Genomic DNA, 19,450 nt, shown 5'->3' with positions numbered 1-19,450 from the left:
CTCCCGTCACCATCCTCGTGTGTCGCGGCGGGCGGCTGGCGCGTCGCCGTCGGTGGTCTCCCGCAGTCCCGGGCCCCCCTGCCGGGGGACGCTGCCGCCGTCGACCCCGTTCACGCCGTCGGCGGAGTTCCCGAGAAGCTCCTCGAACAGGGCCCGGTAGTGCACCATCGCCTGCCGGAGCTCCTCGGTCGAGGCCTCCTTGCGGACGGCCCGGCCGCTGATCTCGTGAGCCCGCCGGTAGTGGTCGAGCGTGCGGCCGTGCGCGACGGACAGGTCCGAGAGCCGCTGCTCGAAGTCCTCGGTCGGGTAACCCCGCTCGGCCATCACGGAGGTCACCAGATGGTCGGCCTCGGTGACCGAGAAGCCCGGAGCGTCCACGAACCGCTCCTGAACCTCCATCCACTTCTTGGCGTAGACCTCACGGGTCCTGGGGTCCAGTTCACGGATGTCGAGGGAGTCGACCCGCTGCTGGCGGGCCATGAGTTCCTGCTCCGCCTCCCGCCTGGAGTCGTGCTCCTGTACGGTGCGTTCGTATTCGGGGCCGAATCGGTCACGGAGGCGGTGCCGGCGCTGTTGCCGCAGCAGGAAGTATCCGACTGCCACGATCGCCACCACCGCGACCACGATCACGACCACCCAGCTCACGGTGGACATGTCTGCCTCCGGTTGTATAGGCGCTTGTCCCCGTGCGCTGCCCCAGAGGCAGGGCTCGAAACCGGCTACCGCCGTTCATGGTTTCCGGTGACTCGACACTCGTTTCGGGTTTTATTGCTTTTTATTGGGCAATGTGGATTCTTTTGCAAGTCTTCACTTACGGGGCGGTTCCCGGTTTTCCGGAGCCTGCGGTGGCGTCGGTGACTCTTGTGCTCGGGCGGCCCCTGCGGCTCGGGTGACTTCCGCGGCCTCGGTGGCGTCCAGTGCCCGCCGCGCCTCGGCCAGCACCCGCCCCACCAGCCAGTCGTCCTCCGTCGCCGGAACCTCGTGAAACCCCAGCCCGGGGTCGTACGAGACGTCCAGTTCGGCCGCCACCAGTCGCTCGGCCCAGCGGAGCGCCGTGTTCAGCCTTTCGGAGGCGACCGGCCGCCCCTGTGCGACGGCCGACAGGTTCCGCAGGTTGGTGGCCGGACCGGACTGGTTGTGGGCACGGTTCAGCTTCCAGGGAATGGCGCGGGAATGGTCGAGCATCGGCTTGGAGAGCCCCGCCGCCCGCTTGGCCTGGAGAATTCCGGACTCGCTCACCCCGAACCGCACCGCCAGCTCAGCGTTCGACAACCCCTGCCCGGCCAGTCGCCGCAGCTCATCGTGGTCGATCACCGCCTTGCGTCCCATTCGCGCCTCGCCCTTCTCGTGATCACATGCCCTGCCGGGCACCATGGCGTGCACATGCCCGTCCGATCTGCGCTAAGGTTATGACGTCCGCCCGAGAGGGAGCCGGACAACCGGGACGTAGCGCAGCTTGGTAGCGCACTTGACTGGGGGTCAAGGGGTCGCAGGTTCAAATCCTGTCGTCCCGACCACGCTTCGGCTGGTCGGCAAGGGTGTCACCCGCAAGGGAGACACCCTTTCTGCATTCCGGGTGACTGTCACCCTGTTCGTAACCGCAGGCGCGGCCGGGCCCTGTGGAAGGCCCTCGTCATCTGTGCTCATACCGTGGACAGGACCGACGAGGAGGCCGCGGGGGCACGGCGCGTCCTCGGTAAGATCCTTGCCGAATACGAGGCCGGTAGCCGCTCGGCAGCGCCGACCGCATCGTGCGACGCGGCAGGCGTACGTGGCGTTACCTGACATTTTGTGACTGCCTGATTACGATCGGTGCTGAATCGCAGTCGTCCTCTGACACCATGGCGAGCGCCGTCGCACCCGTGCGGTAGTGCCCATCCCGAGGTCATGACCATGGAGGGCGTGACCGAAGGAGAACTCATGTCCATCCAGGAAAGACCGGCCGACGAGACCATGGACGGGCCGCAGTCACAACCGCAGTCCACACTGCCGCCGACGCCGTCGGCGGTCCACGTGACGCAGCGGATCGCCTCCGGGCACACGTCGCCCGGAGAGGGCTGGGAGAACTACTACGGCACGGGCATCTGCATCCAGGTGGACACCAGCTCGGCGGGCTTCAACGGCGCCCCGATCTACACGACCTCCATCGGAGGTCTCGCCCATCACTGGCTGCTGTCGGGCACCAACGCCATCTACAACTCCAGCCCGACCGGATTCACCCTGTACATCCGGCGCAGCGACGGCGGCCACCTGGAGCCCGCCGACGCGCAGAGCCAAGGGTGGTACGTCAACTGGATCGGTATCGACACCCCTTAGGTCGGCCGGTACGAACGCGGGAGGACGGGGAGGCCGATCCCTTGGCGGAGGCAGGCCGTGACCCTGAACCGGGCGGAAGGCACGGCGGCGGGGATCGTCGGATCGGGAGTCGCCGACAGCCTTCCCGCGGGAGCCCCAGGACTTCCCGCGGAAGCACCAGGGCGAGGAGCGCCGGGCACGGAACCGGATTCCGTGCCCGGCGTCCGCCCCGTGAACAGGGGGACAGGCGGCCGGTCGGCTTCGGTGCCTACCGGCGGGGAAGGAGCGAGCGGACGGCCTCCTCGCTCCGGGCGACGGCGGCCGTTCCGTCGTCGGCGGTGATGATGGGGCGCTGGATGAGGACCGGGTGGGCGGCCAGCGCCTGGATCCAGCGGTCGCGGCTCTCCGGGGTGCGGGGCCAGTCGGCCAGGCCGAGCTCGGCGGCCACGCTCTCGCCCGTCCGGGTGATGTCCCACGGTTCGAGACCGAGCCTGGCCAGCACCTCGCGCAGTTCCCGTTCGTCGGGCGGGTCGTCCAGGTAGCGGCGGACGGTGTACTCGGCCTTCTCGGCGTCCAGGACGGACAGCGCGGAGCGGCATTTGGAGCAGTCGGGGTTGATCCAGATCTCCATGTCGCCTTCCTTCGGGAGTCGGGGTCATCGGCGGGAGAGCGGCGTCCGCCGCCGGAGCGGGCGCCGTCGCGGGCGTTCCCGGCAGGGTAGCCGTCGGGTGCGTTCCCGGGAGGACACGAGGTGACGGTACGGGAACCCGACGCGGCGCGGCTGCGGGAACACGCCGGCCACCTCCCCGCACCGCTTCGGGACCGCCGGCGGGCCGGGGCCCGTCCGGGACGGGAGCCGGGTACCCTCGCAGGGTGAACGCCGCCTCCCGCTCCCGTCGTACGTCGCCGCGCGCCGGCGCGCGGCCCTGTCCCTGCGGCCTGCCCGCCGCCTACGGCGAGTGCTGCGGCCGGTTCCACGCCGGGCAGGCGGCGCCGACGGCGGAGGCGCTCATGCGTTCGCGCTTCGCCGCGTTCGCGGTCGAGGACGAGGCGTACCTGCTGCGAACCTGGCATCCCACCACCCGGCCGGCCCGTGTCGGGTTCGAGCGGGGCATGCGGTGGACCGGGCTGGAGATCGAGGACGTTTCCGGCGGGAGCCCGTTCCACACCGACGGCACCGTCACCTTCCGCGCCCGTTACGCCCATGGCGGGCAACCCGGCGAGCTGCACGAGCGAAGCCGGTTCACCCGGCATGAGGGTGCCTGGGTCTATCTGGACGCCGTCTTCACGAACTGACCGGCCCGGCGGGTGCCCTCCCGGCTCAGGGAAGTCAGGGAAGCCAGTATCGGGCGGGAACAGCCGTCTCCCGGTGCTTGCCCGCCCCGTCGGCCTCGACGAACCACGCGTTCCGGTCAGGAAGGACACCGAGGGCTTCGTGGAGGCCGGTGCCCACGTAGTGGAGGGCGACACCGTCCTCGGTGGCGTATCCCGACGGGAGGACCCCTTCGCCGACGAGCCGGCGGAAGCGCGACCGCCGGGGCTGGTCGCCCAGGTCGTCGTGGACGCCGTTGCTGAACGGCAGGAAACCCAGGCCGTCGCCGACGGCGTCGAGGCCGTCGCCGTAGGAGTCGGTCACCCCGGCCAGGTGCCAGCACAGGCTGCCCGCGCTCTGGCCGGCCAGCACCACGCCCGCCTCCCAGCACTCCCGCAGGATCGCGTCGAGCCGGTGCGCGCGCCAGACCGCCAGCAGGTTCACCACACTGCCTCCCGACACGAAGATCACGTCCTGGGCCAGAAGGTGGGCCCGGACGTCGGTGACGTTCGGCTGGGTGAACAACTGGAGGTGGGACAGGTCGGCGTCTCCGAACGACCCGGCCCGCGCGTACCAGTGGTCGATGTGCTCCCTGGAGTCGCCGACCGCCGTGGCGATGAAGCACATCCGCGGCCTGCGCACGTCGGCCAGCCGCATCGCCTGCCATATCTGGACGCCCGGGGGAAACCCTTCCGGGGGATACAACACTCCGGAGCACGCGAGAATCTGTCGCTCTCTGATCATGAGCACATTGTCCGAGTGGCGAAGGACGCCGGCAACGGCTGCCTCGCGGGCGTTGCGGTCTCCGGCCGGGTTCCGCGCGGCAGGCCGGTCATCGTGGCCGCCGTGACGTCCCGCCTCGTCCTCGTCCTCGCGGTCCGGGGTCTCGTCCCCGCGGTCCGGGGCTGAGGCCCCGGACCGCGGGGGCGGTGGGCGGTGACCGGTCAGGACGTCTCCACCCGGCGCAGCTCCAGCAGCTCACTGCGGTAGTCCGGGCCGTCCGGGAGCCTGGTGGACAGGACGAGGCCGAGGGACATCAGCGTGCGGCCGTGCCAGCGGGAACCGACGGGTGCGGTCGCCCCGGCCTCGCTCGTCACGACCTCGTAGCGGGCCTCGGGGTCGAGCCCGGCCAGGCGCAGCCGCCTCGGAGTCTCCCGGTCGAGGCCGAACGGGTTGTAGGCGAGCACCACGACCCGGTCGTCCAGGACGTACTGCACGGCGGAGGCGGTCAGGCCGGGCGTGCCCCCCAGGCGGTGCAGGCGGCCGTGTTGCACGACGGGGCGGACCGCCTTGTAGGCCGCGACGAGGTCACGGGCCTCGGCGAGCTCCTCCGCGCTCCACGTGGCCAGGTTCCCGCCGATGCCGAGGACGCCCGCCATCGCGACGTGGAAGCGGTAGCGCAGCGGCACCCGCCTGCGGGTGTGCGGGTTGGGGCTGTCGGTCACCCAGGCCGACATCACCCCCGCCGGGTACAGGTACGTGAAGCCGTGCTGGATGGCCTGCCGGTCGCGGGCGTCGGTGTTGTCGGAGGTCCACACCTGGTCGGTGCGGCGCATGACGCCCAGGTCCACCCGGCCGCCGCCGCCCGAGCACGACTCGATGCGCAGGGCGGGGTGGCGCCGGCGCAGCTCGTCCATGACGGTGTAAACGCCGTGGGTGTGCTCGATCCACAGCATGTCCGCCCGGTCCCCGGCGTCCGGCCAGCCGGCCTGGCTGAAGCTCCGGTTCATGTCCCACTTCAGGTAGGCCAGGTCGTACGCGCGGACCAGCCCGTCGAGCCAGTCCGTCGCCCACTCGCGCACATCGGGGCGGGCGAAGTTGAGCACGAGCTGGTTGCGCATGGTGTCGCGGCGCCGCCCCGGATGGTGCAGCACCCAGTCGGGGCGGCTGCGGTACAGGTCGCTGTCGGGGTTGACCATCTCCGGTTCGACCCAGAGTCCCGCGGCCATGCCGAGCCCGCGGACCTCGTCGAAGAGGCGGGTCAGCCCGTCGGGGAACCGCTCCGGGTCGGGCCACCAGTCGCCCAGGCCGCGCGAGTCGCAGTCGCGGGAGCCGAACCAGCCGTCGTCCACCACGAACAGCTCGACGCCGAGCGCGGCGGCCTTCGCGGCCAGTTCGAGCTGGCCCGCCTCGGAGAGGTCGAAGCCGGTGGCCTCCCAGGAGTTGTAGAGGACCGGCCGCTCCTCGCCCGCCGCCGGCTGGACGTGGCGGCGGGCGTGGTGGTGCCAGGCGCGGCTGGCGGCGCCGTACCCGCCGTCGCTGTAGAGGCCGAGCGCGGACGGGGTGCGCAGGTGCTCACCCGGTGCAAGGTGCCAGGACGGCCCGTCGTGGCCGAAGCCGGAGGTGACGGCCACGTCACCCTCGGGGCGGCGCTGCGCGGTGAGCCGCCAGGAGCCGCTCCAGGCGAGCGCCACGGTCCACACCTCGCCGCTCTCCTCGGTGGCGTCACCCGCGTCGATCATGATCCACGGGTTGGCGCGGTGGCTGGTGGCGCCGGTCCTGCTGGTGAACGTCGTCTCCCCGACCGGCAGTTCGGCCCGCTGGAGCTGCGTCTCCCGGGCCCATGCCCCGAACACCCCGGTGCAGCGGTAGGCGGGCTGCTCGGGGATGACCCAGCTGCCGGAGTCGAGCCGGCCGAACCGGACGGGGGCCGTGCCCTCGTTCGCCACGGTGACCCACCGTTCGATGACGTCGGTGTCACCGGCGCAGCGCACGTGCAGGCCGACCCGCAGGCCGTGGGCCTCGTCGCGCAGGACCAGTTCGATCTCGTCGGGGCCGGGCACGGCCTCGGAGAAGGCGAGCTCGACCGAGCGCACTCCGCCCTCGTAGGTGGCCTGCAGGGACGGCACCCCCCAGCGCCGTCCGCCGTCCACCGGCAGGAGCTCGTCGATGTCACGCGGGTCGAGGAAGCTCGACCCCTGCCGTGGCGGCACGAGGAGCGCGGCCTCGGCCAGTGCCGCCTCCGGCAGTCTCGGCCCCCAGTACCACTGGACGACGCGGAGGTCGTCCCCATCGGTCTCCACACCGAACAGGTAGGTGGAGGCCGGGGTGACGGCCGCCCAGGTGTGCTCTGCCACCGGGATGATGGACATGCGCTGCTCCGGTCATAATATATTCACGGATTTAACCAACCCTGAGGAAACCAGAGAGACATAGACTTGCCAAGGGCGGAGTTGATTCACGCCGTGAATGAATCTGTATCGTGACAGTGTTCTCCGAGTTCTCCGAGTTCTCCGATCTCTCGCCGACCGCGCGGGCGGTCTTCGCCGAACTGCTCGTGCACGGGCCGCTGTCGCGCGCGGAGGTGGCCCGGCGGCTCGACCTGTCGCCCTCCGTGCTGACCAAGCTGACCCGCCCGCTGCTGGACGCGGGCCTGCTGTGCGAGGAGCCGCAGGGCGGTGGCGGCGCGGCGCCGGGACGGCCGTCCTTCCCGTTGCGAGTGGATCACTCCAGGCGTTCCTACGTGGGCGTCAAGATCACCGCCGACGAGCTGTTCGCGGTCCGTACCGATCTCGGCGCGACCGTGCGCGAGCAGGTCGGGCTCAGCCTGCTGGGGCACGAGGTCTCCCAGGTGGCCGACCGGGTCGGACAGGCCGTGGAGCTGCTGTCCGGGTCCGGCGCGCCCGCCGCCGTCGGGGTCGGCCTGGCCGGTACGGCGGCACGTGACGACCGGGTCGTGCGCCGCTCGCCCTTCCTCGGCTGGCGCGACGTGCCGCTCGCCGACCTGGTGGAGCGGGCCGTGGGCGTGCCCACCGTGCTGGAGAACGATGTGCGGGCGCTGACCGCGGCCGAGCACTGGTTCGGCGCGGCGGTGGGACGCCGGACCTTCGCCCTGGTCACCGTGGGTGAGGGGCTCGGTTGCGGTCTGGTCGTGCACGACCGGCTGGTGTCGGGGAAGGACGGGGTGAGCGGACTGATCGGCCACCTGCCGATCGACGACCGCGGCCCGCTGTGCGAGCTCGGTCACCGTGGCTGCGCTCGCGCGTACGTCGCCGCGCCGTCCGTGCGCCGCTCCGTGCGGGCCGCGCTCGACCGTCCGGAGCTGAGCTTCGACGACTGCCTGCGTCTCGCCGGTGCGGGCGACCCCGCCGCCCGCCGGATCTTCGACGAGGCGGGCGCGGCCCTGGGCCGTGTGGTCGCCACCGTCGCCAACCTGATCGGCCCCGAGGTCGTCGTCCTGTCCGGTGAGACGGTGCACATGTACGACGTGTGCGCCTCCGCCTTCGCCGAGTCCCTGGCCGCGCACACCCACTGGACCTCCGAGCCGGTGGCGATCCGGGTGCAGCCGTTCGCCTTCACCGAATGGGCCCGCGGCGCGGCGGTCATCGCCATCCGCCACGACCTGGGAGCCGGGTGAACGGGGCCCGCCGGGTCGCGGGGAGTTCGGTCCCGGGAAGGGGGCGGCCCATGGGAGGTTGTCACCGGCCCGGGAGGGCGTCGGCCCGCGGAAGGTCATGGGTCCGGGGAAGGGGCCGGCCCGCGTGAGGTCGTCGGTCCTTGGAAGGTCACCGGTCCGAGGAAAGGCGGTGGCCGGGCAGGGTCACCGGTCCGCGGAGGGGGTAGGCGGGCTGGGAAGCTCGATCTCGTCGGCCGTCCCGTCCGGCCAGGTGACGCGCGCGGCCGACGGGCCGGTCCACGCGACGGCCGGTGTCCCGCCGGGCCCGTCCGGCGTGGCGGTCCGCCCTGCCCGGTCTACCCGGGCTGCGGAGCCGTCGTCCGGATGATCCGCGGAGCCGTCGTCCGGGCGGTCGCCCCAGCCCAGGAACACCGCCGCCTCGTACCAGGTGTCCAGCCGCGCCTGCGCGCGCGTCGCGCACCACGGGACGAGCGTCCACGGCGCCAGCGGCGAGGCCGCCCCGGCCGACGTCACGCCGGACGCCTCCAGCCCGGGGCCGCCGACGACCTGTGAGCGCAGCCTGCCGTTCTCCGCCGTACCCTCGCCGGTGACGTGAGGGGCACCGACGTGGGAGGCACCGGTGGCGAGGGCGGGGGATGCGTGGGCGGCGAGGGCGGGCAGGGGCCACCCTCCGACGCGCAGCACCCCGTACTCCTCCCCGCCACGGCCCTCACCGTGCTCTCCGGTGTGCTCCCCGGTGTGCTGCTCCCCGGTGTGGTCTCCGGCGTGTCCCTCACCGCGCCTCACCTCGCGTCCTCCACCGTGTCCTCCATCGTGTCCCCCGCCGTGTCCTCCACCGTGTCCCTCGCCGCGCTCCCCGGCGGCGGGTGCCGACAACCGCACGAGGCGCACCTCCCAGGCGCCGCGCACGACGGAGAACACGCAGATCCACGGCCCGAGACGGACCGGTCCGGAGCGCCCGAGGCCGTGGTCCGGGCTCTCCCGCTCCGGGTCGACCCAGTGGGCACGCCAGCGTGACCCGCCGGTCAGCGTCCCGGAGGGGAGGCGCCCGGCGGCGAGCGTCTCGAAGCCCGTCCGGTGGCTGGGGCGTCCGAGGGCGTCGAGGAGCACGACAGACTGGTCCAGCGGGTGCTCGGCGTGCTCGCCTGCGAGGACGGGGGAGGTCGCCGTCGAGTACCCGAGCCGCGCGTACAGCGGGGAGTCGGTCAGGTGCGATCCGGGACGGGAGTGGTCGGTGCCGTGGTTGGTCGCCCGGACGACGCCGTCCCGGCGGGTGCCGGTGACGAGCCACCCCGCCGAGGGGACGACGAGGCCGTAGTCGCCCGACTCGACCGGCAGCGGCTCCTCGACGGCCGTCCACACCGGGTGGTCGGCGGGCAGCGCCAGGCCGAGGAAGCCCTTGGCGGCCCAGTACGGGGAGCCGGGCCCGGAGTACGACTGCGCGATCGGCCGCCACGGCCCGTGCCAGCCGAGCGTCAGCACCCCGTCGGCGTCGGGTGCGCCGTGTTCGGCGAAATGGCGTACGACGCCGGACGCCGCCCGGCGCAGGAGCCCCGGAGCCGGGGTCCGGACGCCCGCGCGCGCACCGGACCAGAACTGCGCGGCGGCGGCGAACCGGTAGGTGAGGCTTCGCCCCTGGACGAGCGGCGACCCGTCGGCGCCGACGAGGTGTACGGCGTCGTGCAGGTACTGCTCCAGGTGACGCAGGTACGCCGGGCGTCTGGACTCCGCCCGGGGGTCTCCCGCGGCCATCTCGCTCCACAGCAGCGGGTAGAAGTGCAGCGCCCACCCGGCGTAGTGGTCGTAGGAGCGTTCGGGACCGTCGGCGTACCAGCCGCCGTCCCGGGCGAAGCCGTCGGCGAGGGCGAGACCGTCGTCGATGTCCCCGTCGTCGAAGGGGCCGCCGACGGACGCGAGGAACTGCTCGACGACGATCTGGAACCAGATCCAGTTGATCGGCGGGTACTCCGACCCGATGGCGGGGCTCAGGTAGTCGACGACCTGCTCCCGCACCGTCGGCGTCAGGCGGTCCCACAGCCACGGCCTGGTGAGATGGAGCACCAGCGCGATGGAGGCGGCCTCCACCTTCGCCTGATGGTGCTCGTCGAGGCGCACCCAGCGCTCCGGGGAGTGGGGATCGGTGCCGGCGGCGATCCCCTCGGCGTACCACTCCATGAGGCCCAGCGGGTCGTGCCCGCCCTCCCCGGCGACCCGGAACCCGGCGGCCAGGAAGGTGCGGGCGAAACCCTCCAGGGCGTCGACGTCGGCGCCGTACCCGCCCGGCGCCCCCGGGAAGGAGACGCGGGCGTGGGAGGCGGAGGCGTATCGGCGGGCCGACAGCAGGAGCCGGTCGGCGAGGGCCGCCCAGTGGTCGCGGGTCCACCCCGTGAAGGGGGAGAGCCGGTGGTCGTCGAACTCCCGCAGGGAGTCCGTCAGGGGGGAGGGGCGGGCGGCCGTCGTCATACGCGGATCTTCCTGCTCGGACCGGAGCCGGACCCGGCTCACCGCGAGGTTTCCGGGCCGGTGCGGGGACGTCCCGGCCAGTAGAGCCCCGGCGGCCCGGGGAGTCAACGCGTGCCGGGGGAAACGATCAGAAACGATCCATGGCGGGTCCGGGCGGCGGCCCGCTCGAGTCACGCACGTTCAGCACCGGGAGCAGGCGGACGCGCTGGGCGGGGAAGGGCTCCGCCTGCGGCGCCGAGTGGGCGACGGCGCGCAGGCAGGCGTCGATGGCGGCGAACCCGATGGCCTTCTTGGGCGGCGCGACCGCGGTCAGCGGCATCTCTCCCAGCCCGGCCACCTCGTCGTCGTAGGCGACGATCGTGATGTCCCCGGGGATGTCCAGGCCCGCCTCCAGCGCCGCCTGCGCGAACTGCAGCGCGAGCCGGTCGGGATGGACGAGGGCGGCCGTCACGCCCGCGGCACGTGCCTCCGCCAGGTAGCGCCGGACGTTCTCGGCGGGTGCGATGGAGCTCCAGTCGGGGTGGCCGTAGTCGAACTCGGGAACGTGCATCCGGCAGCCGTGCGCGCGGGCGGCCGCGCGGGCGCCCGCGGAGATCTCCTGGACGTGCGGGTTGTCGTAGGTCCAGACCGCGATGCGCCGGTGCCCCAGCCCGACCAGGTGCGCCACGGCGATCTCGGCGCCGTGCCGGTGGTCGGACCGGACGGAGTCGACCACACGCCCGCGCGTGGGGAACTCCCAGATCCGCTCGACGACCGTGACCGGTATCGGGGACGCCTCGATGAGCGCGCGCAACGGGCTTCCGGCCAACTCCGACTTGCTCGGCGTGATCAGGATGCCGTCGAGGCCGATCGTCGTCATCCGTTCGAAGAGCCTGCGCTCCTCGACCTCGTCGTACTCGGAGACGGCCAGCACCAGGCGGACCCCGGCCAGGCGCGCGGCCAGCTTCGCGCCTTCGATGGCCTCGGCGTAGTAGTAGGCGCCCGTGGGGGCGATCATGCCGATCGTCGCCACCGGCGGGTCGTCCCCGCTCCGGTGGGGCGAGAGGCCGAACGTCGCGGCGAGCTGCTTCGCCGCGCGTTCCGGGCCGTCGTCCGCGGGCCGCTGGAGGTGCCGCGCGCCGCCGTGCACACGCGAGAGCCGCCCGGCGCGTTCGAGCTCGCGCAGGTCGCGGCGGAGCGTGACGTTCGCCACCCCGAGCCTGGCCGCGAACTCGGCGACGCTCAACGTGCCGCGCAGCCGGAGCTCGCGGAGGATCGCCTCCCTGCGCTCGGCGCCGATCACGATGATCTCCTCCGTCTGGTCGGGGAAGGGGAATGGGGCAGGGGAAAGGGGAGAACAAAGGGGAGAACGAGGAAGAAGGGGAAACGGACCCGGATCGGTCGACTGTTTTGGATCGGACGATCCGGAACGGGCAGGTGGTCCGGGCGGGCCGATGCCAGCGTAACGGCTGCCGTGCTCCCCGCAGGCTGACCGTGCTTCCCGCAGGCTGACCGTGGACGGAACCCGGATGGGCCCCAGATCGATTTTGATCGTTTCATCCTGCCCGTATTGACCCCCGCTCGACGCCGAACGAAGAATCAACCCGCGCGACATCCAGCCGTAGCACCCCCGCGCGGACGGTGGAGATCCGGCGTGCCGTCCCGGCCCGGGCCGAGGAGCCAGAGAATGCGAGCGTCAATGAAGCCAGTGGTGTCAGGCCGCCCCGACTGGGCGGTGGGGACCTGCATAGGCCGGGAGTGGTCCCGGTCGGTCCTCGCCGACCGGGTGAGGACCGCCATCCGGCACCGGGTCGATCTCGTGGAGGTCGACCCGGCCGCGGGCGGCGCGCGCGACGACATCCGCGTCCTCATCACCGGCTGGGGGTCGCCGTCGCTGACCGGCGACGTCCTGGACCGCCTGCCCTCACTGGAGCTGGTGCTCCACGCGGCGGGCAGCGTCCGCGGCATCGTCACCGAGGCCGTGTGGGAACGGGGCATCCGGGTGTCGACGGCGGTGTCCGCCAACGCCGTCTCGGTCGCCGACTTCACCTGTGCCCAGGTGCACCTGTCGCTGAAGAACGTCTGGCGGCTCGCCCTGGACGCGCGGGCGGCCGGCGGGCCGGTGGAACGGACCGGTGTCCGCGGCGTGGACGGCGCGACGATCGGCTTGGTCGGGCTGGGCCACATCGGACGTCTCGTCGCGCGGCGCCTGGCCGCGCACGACCTGCGTGTCCTCGCCTACGACCCGTTCACCGGACGGGAGGAGGCCGCCGAGCTCGGCGTGGAGCTCGCCGACCTGGCCACCGTCATCGCCGGCAGCGACGTGCTCACCCTGCACGCCCCGCACAACGACACGACGCACCACATGATCTCCACGGCGGAACTCGACCTGATGCCCCCGCACGGCACGCTCCTCAACACCGCCAGGGGCGGGCTCGTCGACCACGACGCGCTGGTGGAGTTCCTGACCCGCCGGCGCGACGTCTTCGCCGTCCTCGACGTCACCGAACCCGAGGTGCTGCCCGTCGGCCACCCGCTGTTCCGCCTGGGCAACGCGCTCGTCACCCCGCACATCGCCGGCAGCCTCGGCACGGACGAGGCGAGACTGGGCGATCTCGTGGCCGCCGAACTCGTCCGCTTCATCGAGGGGGACGCCCTCGAACACGAGGTGAACGAGGAGCGCCTCGCCCTGTCCGCGTGACCCGGCCGCGAAGCGGTTCCCTGGTACCCGGCACGTGAGCCTCGTGAGGTGCCGCCCGTCACGGGCGGCGGGGGAAGCACCCCGTCACGCGTTTCTCCAGACGATCGGCGTGTCGAGTGCCTCGGGGAACTTGCGCTCGGCGTGGCGCAGGTATTCCTCGATGTGCCCCGCCATCGCGGTGGCGGCGGCTTCGGGATCACGGGTCTTGAGCGCCCGGTAGATCTGCAGATGAGCTTTGTGCACCGTGGCTTGGCGGGCCTCCGGATAGTCGGTTCCGATGGCGGACCCGTCGAGGATCTCCAGAAGGGCGTCGACCAGGTATCCGAATACGGCGTTTCCCGATCCGTGGGCGATGATGTCGTGGAACCGCTTGTTCTCGTCGAGGAAAACCGCGTGGTCGCCGAGGTGCTTGCGCATGGTGTCGACGCTGTCTTTCAGGGCGGTGAGCCGTTCGTCGCTCATCCGCTCGGCCGCCAGCCGCGCCGTCATCGGCTCAAGGCCGGCGCGTGCCTCCGCGATGGTGCGGAACGGCGCGTTCTCGAACTGCAGCAGCAGGCTCAGCGTGGTCGCCAGGCTGGCCGCGTCCGGCCGCTGCACCACCGGGCCGCCACCCGGCCCGGGCTTGAGGGATATGACGCCCTGGAGTTCCAGAAAACGGAGCGATTCTCGCAATGTTCCGCGACCCACGTCGTACTCGTCGAGCATTGCGCGTTCGGGAGGCAGCCGATCGCCGACGGTGTTGCCCCGGCGATTGATGTCCGCGACGATTCGCTGCGCGACGAGCATGGCTGTCTTCTGCGGACGTAATGACACCGGCGCCATTTTCGAGACCTCCGACCGAGCCGCCCCGGCGTCTCATGCGACGCCGGTTTCCGAAAATGATCCCATAACTCGCGTGTGGCCGTTGCCGCCGATAATGGAATCCGTCCGGTTTGAATGGCCGGGTGAAACCGGGCGGCCGGGAGGGGGACCGGGATTCCCCGGAGATCCAAGTGGGTTGCCATTGGGAGGCAAGTGGCGGCCGGGACAGTGGTCCCGGCGGAACCGGTGATCGGACGCCACGCGACCACGACCGCAGGAAAGAGATGACGGCACCAGAACGCGACCCGGACACCACCGCGACGACCGCGACGACCGCGACGACATCGCCACCAGTGGGCACCTCTCGGCGGTGGGGGCCGCGACGGGAGATGAAGGCGTCCAGCATCATCACCCTGCTCACCGTCGGGGTGGTCTCCTTGACGGTCGTGGCGTCCTGCCTGGCCGGTGAGAACGACAAGGAGATCACCGCCGACTGCGTGAACATCGACTCCCGCGAGGACGACGGGTCATACGAGGTCGTCGACGAGGCCCTGTGCGACCTGTACGACTTCGACGACCTCGAAGACCCCCACGGCTCCGACGACTCCGGTCTCGGCTACTCCTACCGCGCCTACCAGTGGTACTACGGCGGCGTACGTGACGGTTTCCGGGCGTCCGGAGGCACCACGGTCCGTCCTTCGGACGCCCGCGTCTCCAGCCGCGGCGGCATCGTGATCCAGCGTGGTGGTTTCGGCGGTCGCGGTTCGAGCGGGAGCTGACAGCGGGGTCACCCGCTGACCGCATGGCCGGCGCGCGAGAAACCCTTGTCGGAGATAGGGTGATGAAACAGAAGTAATGCCTGCCGTTGTGCGTGGTGCCTCCCCGCGGTCCGCGGCCGGTGCCACAGGTTCCCGCCCCAGCGGGCCCCGGCGGGCCCCGGTGGAGGTTCCGCCGCCCCGGCGGGGGGAGGCGGGTCATCGGCTCGGAGCCCGACATGAGGATGGAGCCCGGCCGGCGGATCGGGCCTGGAGGTCACGATGAGCGAGCCCAGCGACGCCGACATCCGGGCGATGCTGCTGGTGATGATCCATCGGGCGGGCGGTGTCGTGGAGATCGGCAACGCCGAGCTGTACGACGCGATGATGCCGGCGGGCGGCAGTTCCACCGCGCGCTTCACGGTGGAGGAGACCTCCTCCGGCATCCGGGTGCACCTTCATGAGGATCCGTCGGTAAAAGGGTGATTCCCGCCTGGGGCGGGGCCTGACGGGTGACGACGGGGTCATTACCCATGAGATTGACATCCCCTAAATCAGGGGGGTAGCTTGCACGTGTTGCAGTCTGGTTTTCCTCGAACGTTTTTATCTTCGAAGCGCCCGTGGGAAGTTTTTGACAGCGGGCTTCTCGCTTCTCCCGAACGGGTCGGCGCAGGCGGCCCGTGATGCAATCTCCTGACCGCCGCGGTGGCGGTCCGGTGAGATTCTCAGAAGGAGAAGTAGTGGCTGAAGGCACCGTGAAGTGGTTCAACGCCGAAAAGGGCTTCGGTTTCATCGCCCCCGATGACGGCAGCCCCGACGTTTTCGTGCACTTCTCGGCGATCACCACGGGCGGCTACCGCAGCCTGGAGGAGAACCAGCGCGTCGTCTTCCAGACGGCGAACGGACCGAAGGGGCCGCAGGCCGAGCAGGTCACGCCGATCTAGCCGGTCGCCCGGCGGATTCCCCGTCGAGCCCGCCTCCCCCGGGGAGGCGGGCTCGACGGCGTTCACCGGGTGTTTCCGTGCCCTGTCCACGACCCCGTGATGGCCCAGCACGAGGTCGAGGTTCAGCCGGACGGTGAGAGAGCCGGTCGTCGAGACGGCGGTTGAGGAGGCTGTGCCCGGTGCGATGCGGTAGAGCAGTTTCGGCGTCATGATCGGCAGGTCTGTCCGGGCACGGGAAGGCCGTGGTCGCGAATCGCCTTGGGCGTCGTTGGCTCTGATACCAGCGCACGGGATGTCCTCGGTGACCTCAGCCGACCCCGTCGGCGCCACTGCCGGGGGGAAGGCGGTCGCCGCGGTCATCGGGAACCGGGGATCGGAGCCGGGCGGCCCCGGGAAGAACGGGACCGCCCGGCCGGGATCTCCCGCCCGGCCCGGGGAGGCTAGCCGATGCCCGGCTCGGCCCAGAAGAGCGTGCCGGAACCGCGCAGCTCGACCGGGCCGGAGCCGGCCGCGGTGAAGGCTGCCTCACCGGGACGCAGCGTCAGCCCGCCGGCCTCCACCTCGCCCTCGGTGCACAGCAGGATGCGCGGCAGCCCGCCCTCCAGCGTGAGCCCGGAACCCGGGGTGGCCGTGCCGAGGCGGAACTCCGGTGCCGGGGTCCGGTAGAAGGCGCCGGACGGTTCGATCGGCAGCGGCGAGACCGAGGGGTCGGTGACCCGCAGCAGCTCCTCGACGTCCATCGGCTTGCCGGTCAGCCCGGCGCGCAGCACGTTGTCGGAGCCGCCCATGACCTCCACCCCGAGGCCGCTCAGGTAGCAGTGGAGCACTCCCGCGTCCAGGAACAGCGCCTGCCCCGGCCGGAGCTCGTGGCGTCGCAGGAGCAGCGGGGCCAGGCAGGCCGGGTCTTCGGGGTGGATGCCGGCCAGCCGGACGACCAGTTCGTGGTCGGGACCGCCGGTGACCGACGCGGCGCGTACGATCGCGTCGACCAGGCCGGGCCTGGCGTCCTTCGGCCACTCCACCAGCTCGCGCAGCGCCGCGGAGACGTCCCGCGCGGCCAGCGACGCGACGACCGACTCCAGCTCGGGCACGCCCAGCCCGCCGACGAGCGCCGCCGCCTCGTCCGCGGGACGGAACCCCGCCAGCGCGGTGAACGGGGTGAGCGCGCAGATCAGCTCGGGCTTGGGAAACGGGTCGACGTAGGTTCCCCGGGCGAACCCCGCCTCCGCCTGTTCCCGCGACGGGTGGACCTGGAGCGAGAGGGGGAGGTCAACGGCGATCAGCTTCAGCAGGTACGGCAGGCGCTCGCCGAACCGTTCCACGGTCGCCGCACCCAGCTCGGCCCGGGGGTCGGCGGCCACCGTGTCGGCGAGGGAACGCCACGTCCCCGCCCGCAGCACCGACGAGGAGCCGGACGGGTGGGCGCCCAGCCACATCTCCGCCTCGGGCAGCTCGGTGGGGGCGGGACGACCGGTCAGTGTGGCGATGGCCGTACGCGACCCCCAGTCGTAGTTCTTGACGGGATTGCGCAGCGGGTCCGTCATGACGCCTCCGTCCGGGTGGGCAGAGTGGTGTCGGGCCGTTCGCCGCCGGTCTCCGGCCGGCGGGACCGCCGCACGGGGATCTCGACCGGCCCTGCCGTTCCTGCCGCCGGGCGGGCGGCGAGGGTGAAGGAGTCGTCCATTGTCCTCTGGGTCCGTGAGCGCGAAATGAATGAATGCCGCAGAACGCTGATGTTACGCGCGTCCGGCGCGCCGCGGCTGCCGGGGCGCCGTCCGGGCCGGGGCGGGGCGTGCCGGGGCCGGTGCGGGGCCCCGCCCCGGCGGGTCCGCAGAACCCCTACCGCGGGCGCCTCGGCAGGGGGTGCGGTGGCGTGCCCACCGTTCCGGGAGGATTCCCGCAGGCCGGACGGGGGGCACGCGGCCGGGTGGCCCCCCTTCGCGCTCCTGGGGCGATCAGGGGTTCCCAACGCGGCGGCGGTCCTGGAGACTCCGCTCGGGGAGTCCGGCGGGGAGACTCCGCTCGGGAAGTCCGGCGGGCTCCCGGGCGTGGGGAGGCGCCCGGTGCGCGTACCCCGGCCTCGCCACCCCCTCCCGCGCCTGTGACCTCGCGCTCCGGACCCGCCGGGGCGGGCGTCCCACGGGGCGGGGCGAGCCGGCCTCAGGGAAGGAAGAGCAGCATGCGTCCACTCGGCATCGACGGTGCGTGGGTGTTCGAGCCCAGGGTGTTCCCCGACGATCGGGGCAGTTTCCACGAATGGTTCCGCGGCGGGGCCTTCCGCGAGGCCACCGGTCACGACCTGAACCTCTCCCAGGCGAACTGCTCGGTCTCCCGGCGGGGCACGCTGCGCGGCGTTCACTTCGCCGACGTGCCGCCGAGCCAGGCCAAGTACGTCAAGTGCGTGCGCGGCGCCGTCCTCGACGTGGTCGTCGACATCCGGGTGGGATCTCCCACCTTCGGGCGGTGGGAACCGGTGCGCCTGGACGATGAGGACCACCGCGCCGTCTACGTCTCCGAAGGGCTCGGTCACGCGTTCATGGCGCTCAGCGACGACGCCACCGTGGTCTACCTCTGTTCCGAGGGGTACGCGCCGGAGCGCGAGCACGGGCTGCACCCGCTCGACCCCGAGCTGGGCATCGAGTGGCCGGCGGGGGTGGCGCCGCTGCTGTCGGAGAAGGACGCCGCGGCCCCCACCCTCGGTGAGGCCCTGCGCAAGGGTCTGCTCCCCGACTACGAGGAGTGCCGCCGCTTCTACGCCGAACTCCGCGGCTGACGGGCCTCGCGGGGCCCGGCCCCTCCGCCGGGCCCCGTGCCCGGCGGTCAGGTGGCGCGCAGGCCGGACTTGAGCGGCTCCCACCAGGCGCGGTTGTCGCGGTACCAGGCCACCGTCTCGGCCAGGCCCGTCGTGAAGTCCTTGCGCGGCCGGTAGCCCAGCTCATCGCGGATCTTGCTCCAGTCGACCGAGTAGCGGCGGTCGTGTCCCTTGCGGTCGTCGACGTAGTCGATCATGCTCTCGTCCGCGCCGCAGGCCGCGAGCAGCATGCCGGTCAGCTCGCGGTTGGTCAGCTCGGTGCCGCCGCCGATGTTGTAGACCTCGCCGGGACGGCCCGCCGCGCGGACCAGCTCGATGCCCCGGACGTGGTCGTCGACGTGCAGCCAGTCGCGTACGTTGAGGCCGTCGCCGTAGAGCGGGACCTTCCTGCCGTCGAGCAGGTTCGTGATGAACAGCGGGATGACCTTCTCGGGGAAGTGGTGGGGTCCGTAGTTGTTCGAGCAGCGGGTCACCCGGACGTCCAGCCCGTGGGTGCGGTGGTAGGAGAGCGCGAGCAGGTCGCCGGCCGCCTTGGACGCGGCGTAGGGGGAGTTGGGCCGCAGCGGGTCGGTCTCCGGCCAGGAGCCCTCGGAGATCGAGCCGTAGACCTCGTCGGTGGAGACGTGCACGAAGGTCGTCGGCCCGCCGTGGAGCGCGGCGTCCAGGAGCGTCTGGGTGCCCGTCACGTTGGTCCTGACGAATTCGGCGGCGCCGAGGATGGACCGGTCGACGTGGGACTCGGCGGCGAAGTGGACCACCTGGTCGTGTTCGGCGACGAGCTTGCCGGTCAGCTCCACGTCGCAGATGTCGCCCTGGACGAACGTGAAGCGGTCGCTGCCGCTGACCGCGGCGAGGTTGGCGAGGTTTCCGGCGTAGGTGAGCTTGTCCAGGACGGTGACCGTCTCCGGCCCGTCCGTCCCGAGGAGGGTTCGCACGTAGTGCGAGCCGATGAACCCGGCACCTCCGGTGACGAGAATCCGCATGGAAAGATCCACCTCGCTGTGGTCACTGGGCAGGGGAGGCGCCGATCT

General features: G+C 71.9%; 19 protein-coding genes and 1 tRNA gene. 10 read left to right on the top strand and 10 right to left on the bottom strand.

All coding sequences use genetic code 11. The annotated features are described in order from the left end of the window. Window positions 1–6 precede the first annotated feature (6 nt). Window positions 7–654, bottom strand: a complete 648-nt coding sequence (locus F4562_RS05960; RefSeq protein ID WP_246473361.1) for a hypothetical protein — start codon at window positions 652–654, stop codon at window positions 7–9. Window positions 655–807: 153 nt separating this feature from the next. Next, window positions 808–1,329 carry a hypothetical protein gene (locus F4562_RS05955; protein WP_246473360.1) on the bottom strand — a complete coding sequence of 174 codons (522 nt, stop codon included), beginning with the start codon at window positions 1,327–1,329 and terminating at the stop codon, window positions 808–810. A 111-nt stretch (window positions 1,330–1,440) separates the two neighbouring features. Here F4562_RS05955 and F4562_RS05950 point away from each other — a divergent pair. Then, a tRNA-Pro gene (locus F4562_RS05950) sits at window positions 1,441–1,517 on the top strand. A gap of 403 nt (window positions 1,518–1,920) precedes the next feature. Further along, a complete protein-coding gene (locus F4562_RS05945; protein WP_184544017.1) occupies window positions 1,921–2,316 on the top strand; it encodes a hypothetical protein in 396 nt (131 codons plus the stop codon). Window positions 2,317–2,563: 247 nt separating this feature from the next. Here F4562_RS05945 and F4562_RS05940 read toward each other — a convergent pair whose 3' ends face one another. Continuing rightward, a complete protein-coding gene (locus F4562_RS05940; RefSeq protein WP_184544019.1) occupies window positions 2,564–2,926 on the bottom strand; it encodes an arsenate reductase family protein in 363 nt (120 codons plus the stop codon). Between the two features lie 242 nt (window positions 2,927–3,168). Between F4562_RS05940 and F4562_RS05935 the strand changes: the two genes are divergently transcribed. Then, entirely contained in the window at window positions 3,169–3,591 is a 423-nt protein-coding gene (locus F4562_RS05935) for a YchJ family protein (RefSeq protein ID WP_184544021.1), read from the top strand. Between the two features lie 34 nt (window positions 3,592–3,625). On the opposite strand, the gene F4562_RS05930 is transcribed toward F4562_RS05935, so the two are convergent. Then, window positions 3,626–4,351, bottom strand: a complete 726-nt coding sequence (locus tag F4562_RS05930; protein ID WP_184544022.1) for a Type 1 glutamine amidotransferase-like domain-containing protein — start codon at window positions 4,349–4,351, stop codon at window positions 3,626–3,628. A 15-nt stretch (window positions 4,352–4,366) separates the two neighbouring features. Here F4562_RS05930 and F4562_RS05925 point away from each other — a divergent pair, with 15 nt between their 5' ends. After that, window positions 4,367–4,516: a hypothetical protein gene (locus F4562_RS05925; protein WP_184544024.1), complete on the top strand. Its 150-nt coding sequence runs from the start codon at window positions 4,367–4,369 to the stop codon at window positions 4,514–4,516. A 35-nt stretch (window positions 4,517–4,551) separates the two neighbouring features. Here the strand turns inward: F4562_RS05925 and F4562_RS05920 are convergent, their stop codons facing one another. Continuing rightward, on the bottom strand, window positions 4,552–6,699 hold the full coding sequence (locus F4562_RS05920) for an alpha-galactosidase (RefSeq protein WP_184544026.1): 2,148 nt from the start codon (window positions 6,697–6,699) through the stop codon (window positions 4,552–4,554). Window positions 6,700–6,809: 110 nt separating this feature from the next. Here F4562_RS05920 and F4562_RS05915 point away from each other — a divergent pair, with 110 nt between their 5' ends. Then, entirely contained in the window at window positions 6,810–7,964 is a 1,155-nt protein-coding gene (locus F4562_RS05915) for an ROK family transcriptional regulator (protein ID WP_184544028.1), read from the top strand. Between the two features lie 183 nt (window positions 7,965–8,147). On the opposite strand, the gene F4562_RS05910 is transcribed toward F4562_RS05915, so the two are convergent. Then, window positions 8,148–10,427 (bottom strand): DUF2264 domain-containing protein, encoded by a 2,280-nt coding sequence (locus tag F4562_RS05910; RefSeq protein ID WP_184544029.1) that lies wholly within the window; start codon window positions 10,425–10,427, stop codon window positions 8,148–8,150. A 127-nt stretch (window positions 10,428–10,554) separates the two neighbouring features. After that, a complete protein-coding gene (locus F4562_RS05905) occupies window positions 10,555–11,709 on the bottom strand; it encodes a substrate-binding domain-containing protein (protein ID WP_184544030.1) in 1,155 nt (384 codons plus the stop codon). A 396-nt stretch (window positions 11,710–12,105) separates the two neighbouring features. On the opposite strand from F4562_RS05905, the gene F4562_RS05900 reads away from it, so the two are divergent. Further along, entirely contained in the window at window positions 12,106–13,107 is a 1,002-nt protein-coding gene (locus tag F4562_RS05900) for a hydroxyacid dehydrogenase (protein ID WP_184544032.1), read from the top strand. An 84-nt stretch (window positions 13,108–13,191) separates the two neighbouring features. Here F4562_RS05900 and F4562_RS05895 read toward each other — a convergent pair whose 3' ends face one another. Next, complete coding sequence (locus F4562_RS05895; protein WP_221207383.1) at window positions 13,192–13,893, bottom strand: FadR/GntR family transcriptional regulator; 702 nt, start codon at window positions 13,891–13,893, stop codon at window positions 13,192–13,194. Window positions 13,894–14,297: 404 nt separating this feature from the next. Between F4562_RS05895 and F4562_RS05890 the strand changes: the two genes are divergently transcribed. The 3 genes from F4562_RS05890 to F4562_RS05880 all read left to right on the top strand — a co-directional run bounded on the left by F4562_RS05890 (window position 14,298) and on the right by F4562_RS05880 (window position 15,607). Beyond that, window positions 14,298–14,687, top strand: coding sequence for a hypothetical protein (locus tag F4562_RS05890; RefSeq protein WP_184544035.1), 390 nt, complete (start codon window positions 14,298–14,300; stop codon window positions 14,685–14,687). 258 nt (window positions 14,688–14,945) lie between these two features. After that, window positions 14,946–15,149 (top strand): hypothetical protein, encoded by a 204-nt coding sequence (locus F4562_RS05885; protein WP_184544036.1) that lies wholly within the window; start codon window positions 14,946–14,948, stop codon window positions 15,147–15,149. Window positions 15,150–15,403: 254 nt separating this feature from the next. Then, a complete protein-coding gene (locus F4562_RS05880) occupies window positions 15,404–15,607 on the top strand; it encodes a cold-shock protein (protein ID WP_311734114.1) in 204 nt (67 codons plus the stop codon). A 440-nt stretch (window positions 15,608–16,047) separates the two neighbouring features. Here the strand turns inward: F4562_RS05880 and manA are convergent, their stop codons facing one another. Beyond that, window positions 16,048–17,151 (bottom strand): mannose-6-phosphate isomerase, class I, encoded by a 1,104-nt coding sequence (gene manA, locus F4562_RS05875; RefSeq protein ID WP_184544040.1) that lies wholly within the window; start codon window positions 17,149–17,151, stop codon window positions 16,048–16,050. 635 nt (window positions 17,152–17,786) lie between these two features. Here manA and rfbC point away from each other — a divergent pair. Continuing rightward, on the top strand, window positions 17,787–18,380 hold the full coding sequence (gene rfbC / locus F4562_RS05870; protein ID WP_184544042.1) for a dTDP-4-dehydrorhamnose 3,5-epimerase: 594 nt from the start codon (window positions 17,787–17,789) through the stop codon (window positions 18,378–18,380). Between the two features lie 47 nt (window positions 18,381–18,427). Here rfbC and rfbB read toward each other — a convergent pair whose 3' ends face one another. Then, on the bottom strand, window positions 18,428–19,402 hold the full coding sequence (gene rfbB / locus F4562_RS05865) for a dTDP-glucose 4,6-dehydratase (protein WP_184544044.1): 975 nt from the start codon (window positions 19,400–19,402) through the stop codon (window positions 18,428–18,430). Between the last annotated feature and the right edge of the window lie 48 nt (window positions 19,403–19,450).

Origin of the sequence: Streptosporangium becharense, assembly GCF_014204985.1 — a bacterium.
Lineage (GTDB): Bacteria > Actinomycetota > Actinomycetes > Streptosporangiales > Streptosporangiaceae > Streptosporangium > Streptosporangium becharense.
The sequence above is the reverse complement of the archived record's forward strand: the minus strand, read 5'-3'. Positions and strand labels throughout refer to the sequence as shown.

Coding starts and splice junctions, on each gene's coding strand:
- F4562_RS05960 (WP_246473361.1), bottom strand. CDS start 654: ATGTCCACCGTGAGCTGGGTGGTCGTGATCGTGGTCGCGGTGGTGGCG.
- rfbB (WP_184544044.1), bottom strand. CDS start 19,402: ATGCGGATTCTCGTCACCGGAGGTGCCGGGTTCATCGGCTCGCACTAC.
- F4562_RS05940 (WP_184544019.1), bottom strand. CDS start 2,926: ATGGAGATCTGGATCAACCCCGACTGCTCCAAATGCCGCTCCGCGCTG.
- F4562_RS05945 (WP_184544017.1), top strand. CDS start 1,921: ATGTCCATCCAGGAAAGACCGGCCGACGAGACCATGGACGGGCCGCAG.
- F4562_RS05920 (WP_184544026.1), bottom strand. CDS start 6,699: ATGTCCATCATCCCGGTGGCAGAGCACACCTGGGCGGCCGTCACCCCG.
- F4562_RS05930 (WP_184544022.1), bottom strand. CDS start 4,351: ATGATCAGAGAGCGACAGATTCTCGCGTGCTCCGGAGTGTTGTATCCC.
- F4562_RS05955 (WP_246473360.1), bottom strand. CDS start 1,329: ATGGGACGCAAGGCGGTGATCGACCACGATGAGCTGCGGCGACTGGCC.
- manA (WP_184544040.1), bottom strand. CDS start 17,151: ATGACGGACCCGCTGCGCAATCCCGTCAAGAACTACGACTGGGGGTCG.
- F4562_RS05885 (WP_184544036.1), top strand. CDS start 14,946: ATGAGCGAGCCCAGCGACGCCGACATCCGGGCGATGCTGCTGGTGATG.
- rfbC (WP_184544042.1), top strand. CDS start 17,787: ATGCGTCCACTCGGCATCGACGGTGCGTGGGTGTTCGAGCCCAGGGTG.
- F4562_RS05910 (WP_184544029.1), bottom strand. CDS start 10,427: ATGACGACGGCCGCCCGCCCCTCCCCCCTGACGGACTCCCTGCGGGAG.
- F4562_RS05895 (WP_221207383.1), bottom strand. CDS start 13,893: ATGCTCGTCGCGCAGCGAATCGTCGCGGACATCAATCGCCGGGGCAAC.
- F4562_RS05890 (WP_184544035.1), top strand. CDS start 14,298: ATGAAGGCGTCCAGCATCATCACCCTGCTCACCGTCGGGGTGGTCTCC.
- F4562_RS05900 (WP_184544032.1), top strand. CDS start 12,106: ATGAAGCCAGTGGTGTCAGGCCGCCCCGACTGGGCGGTGGGGACCTGC.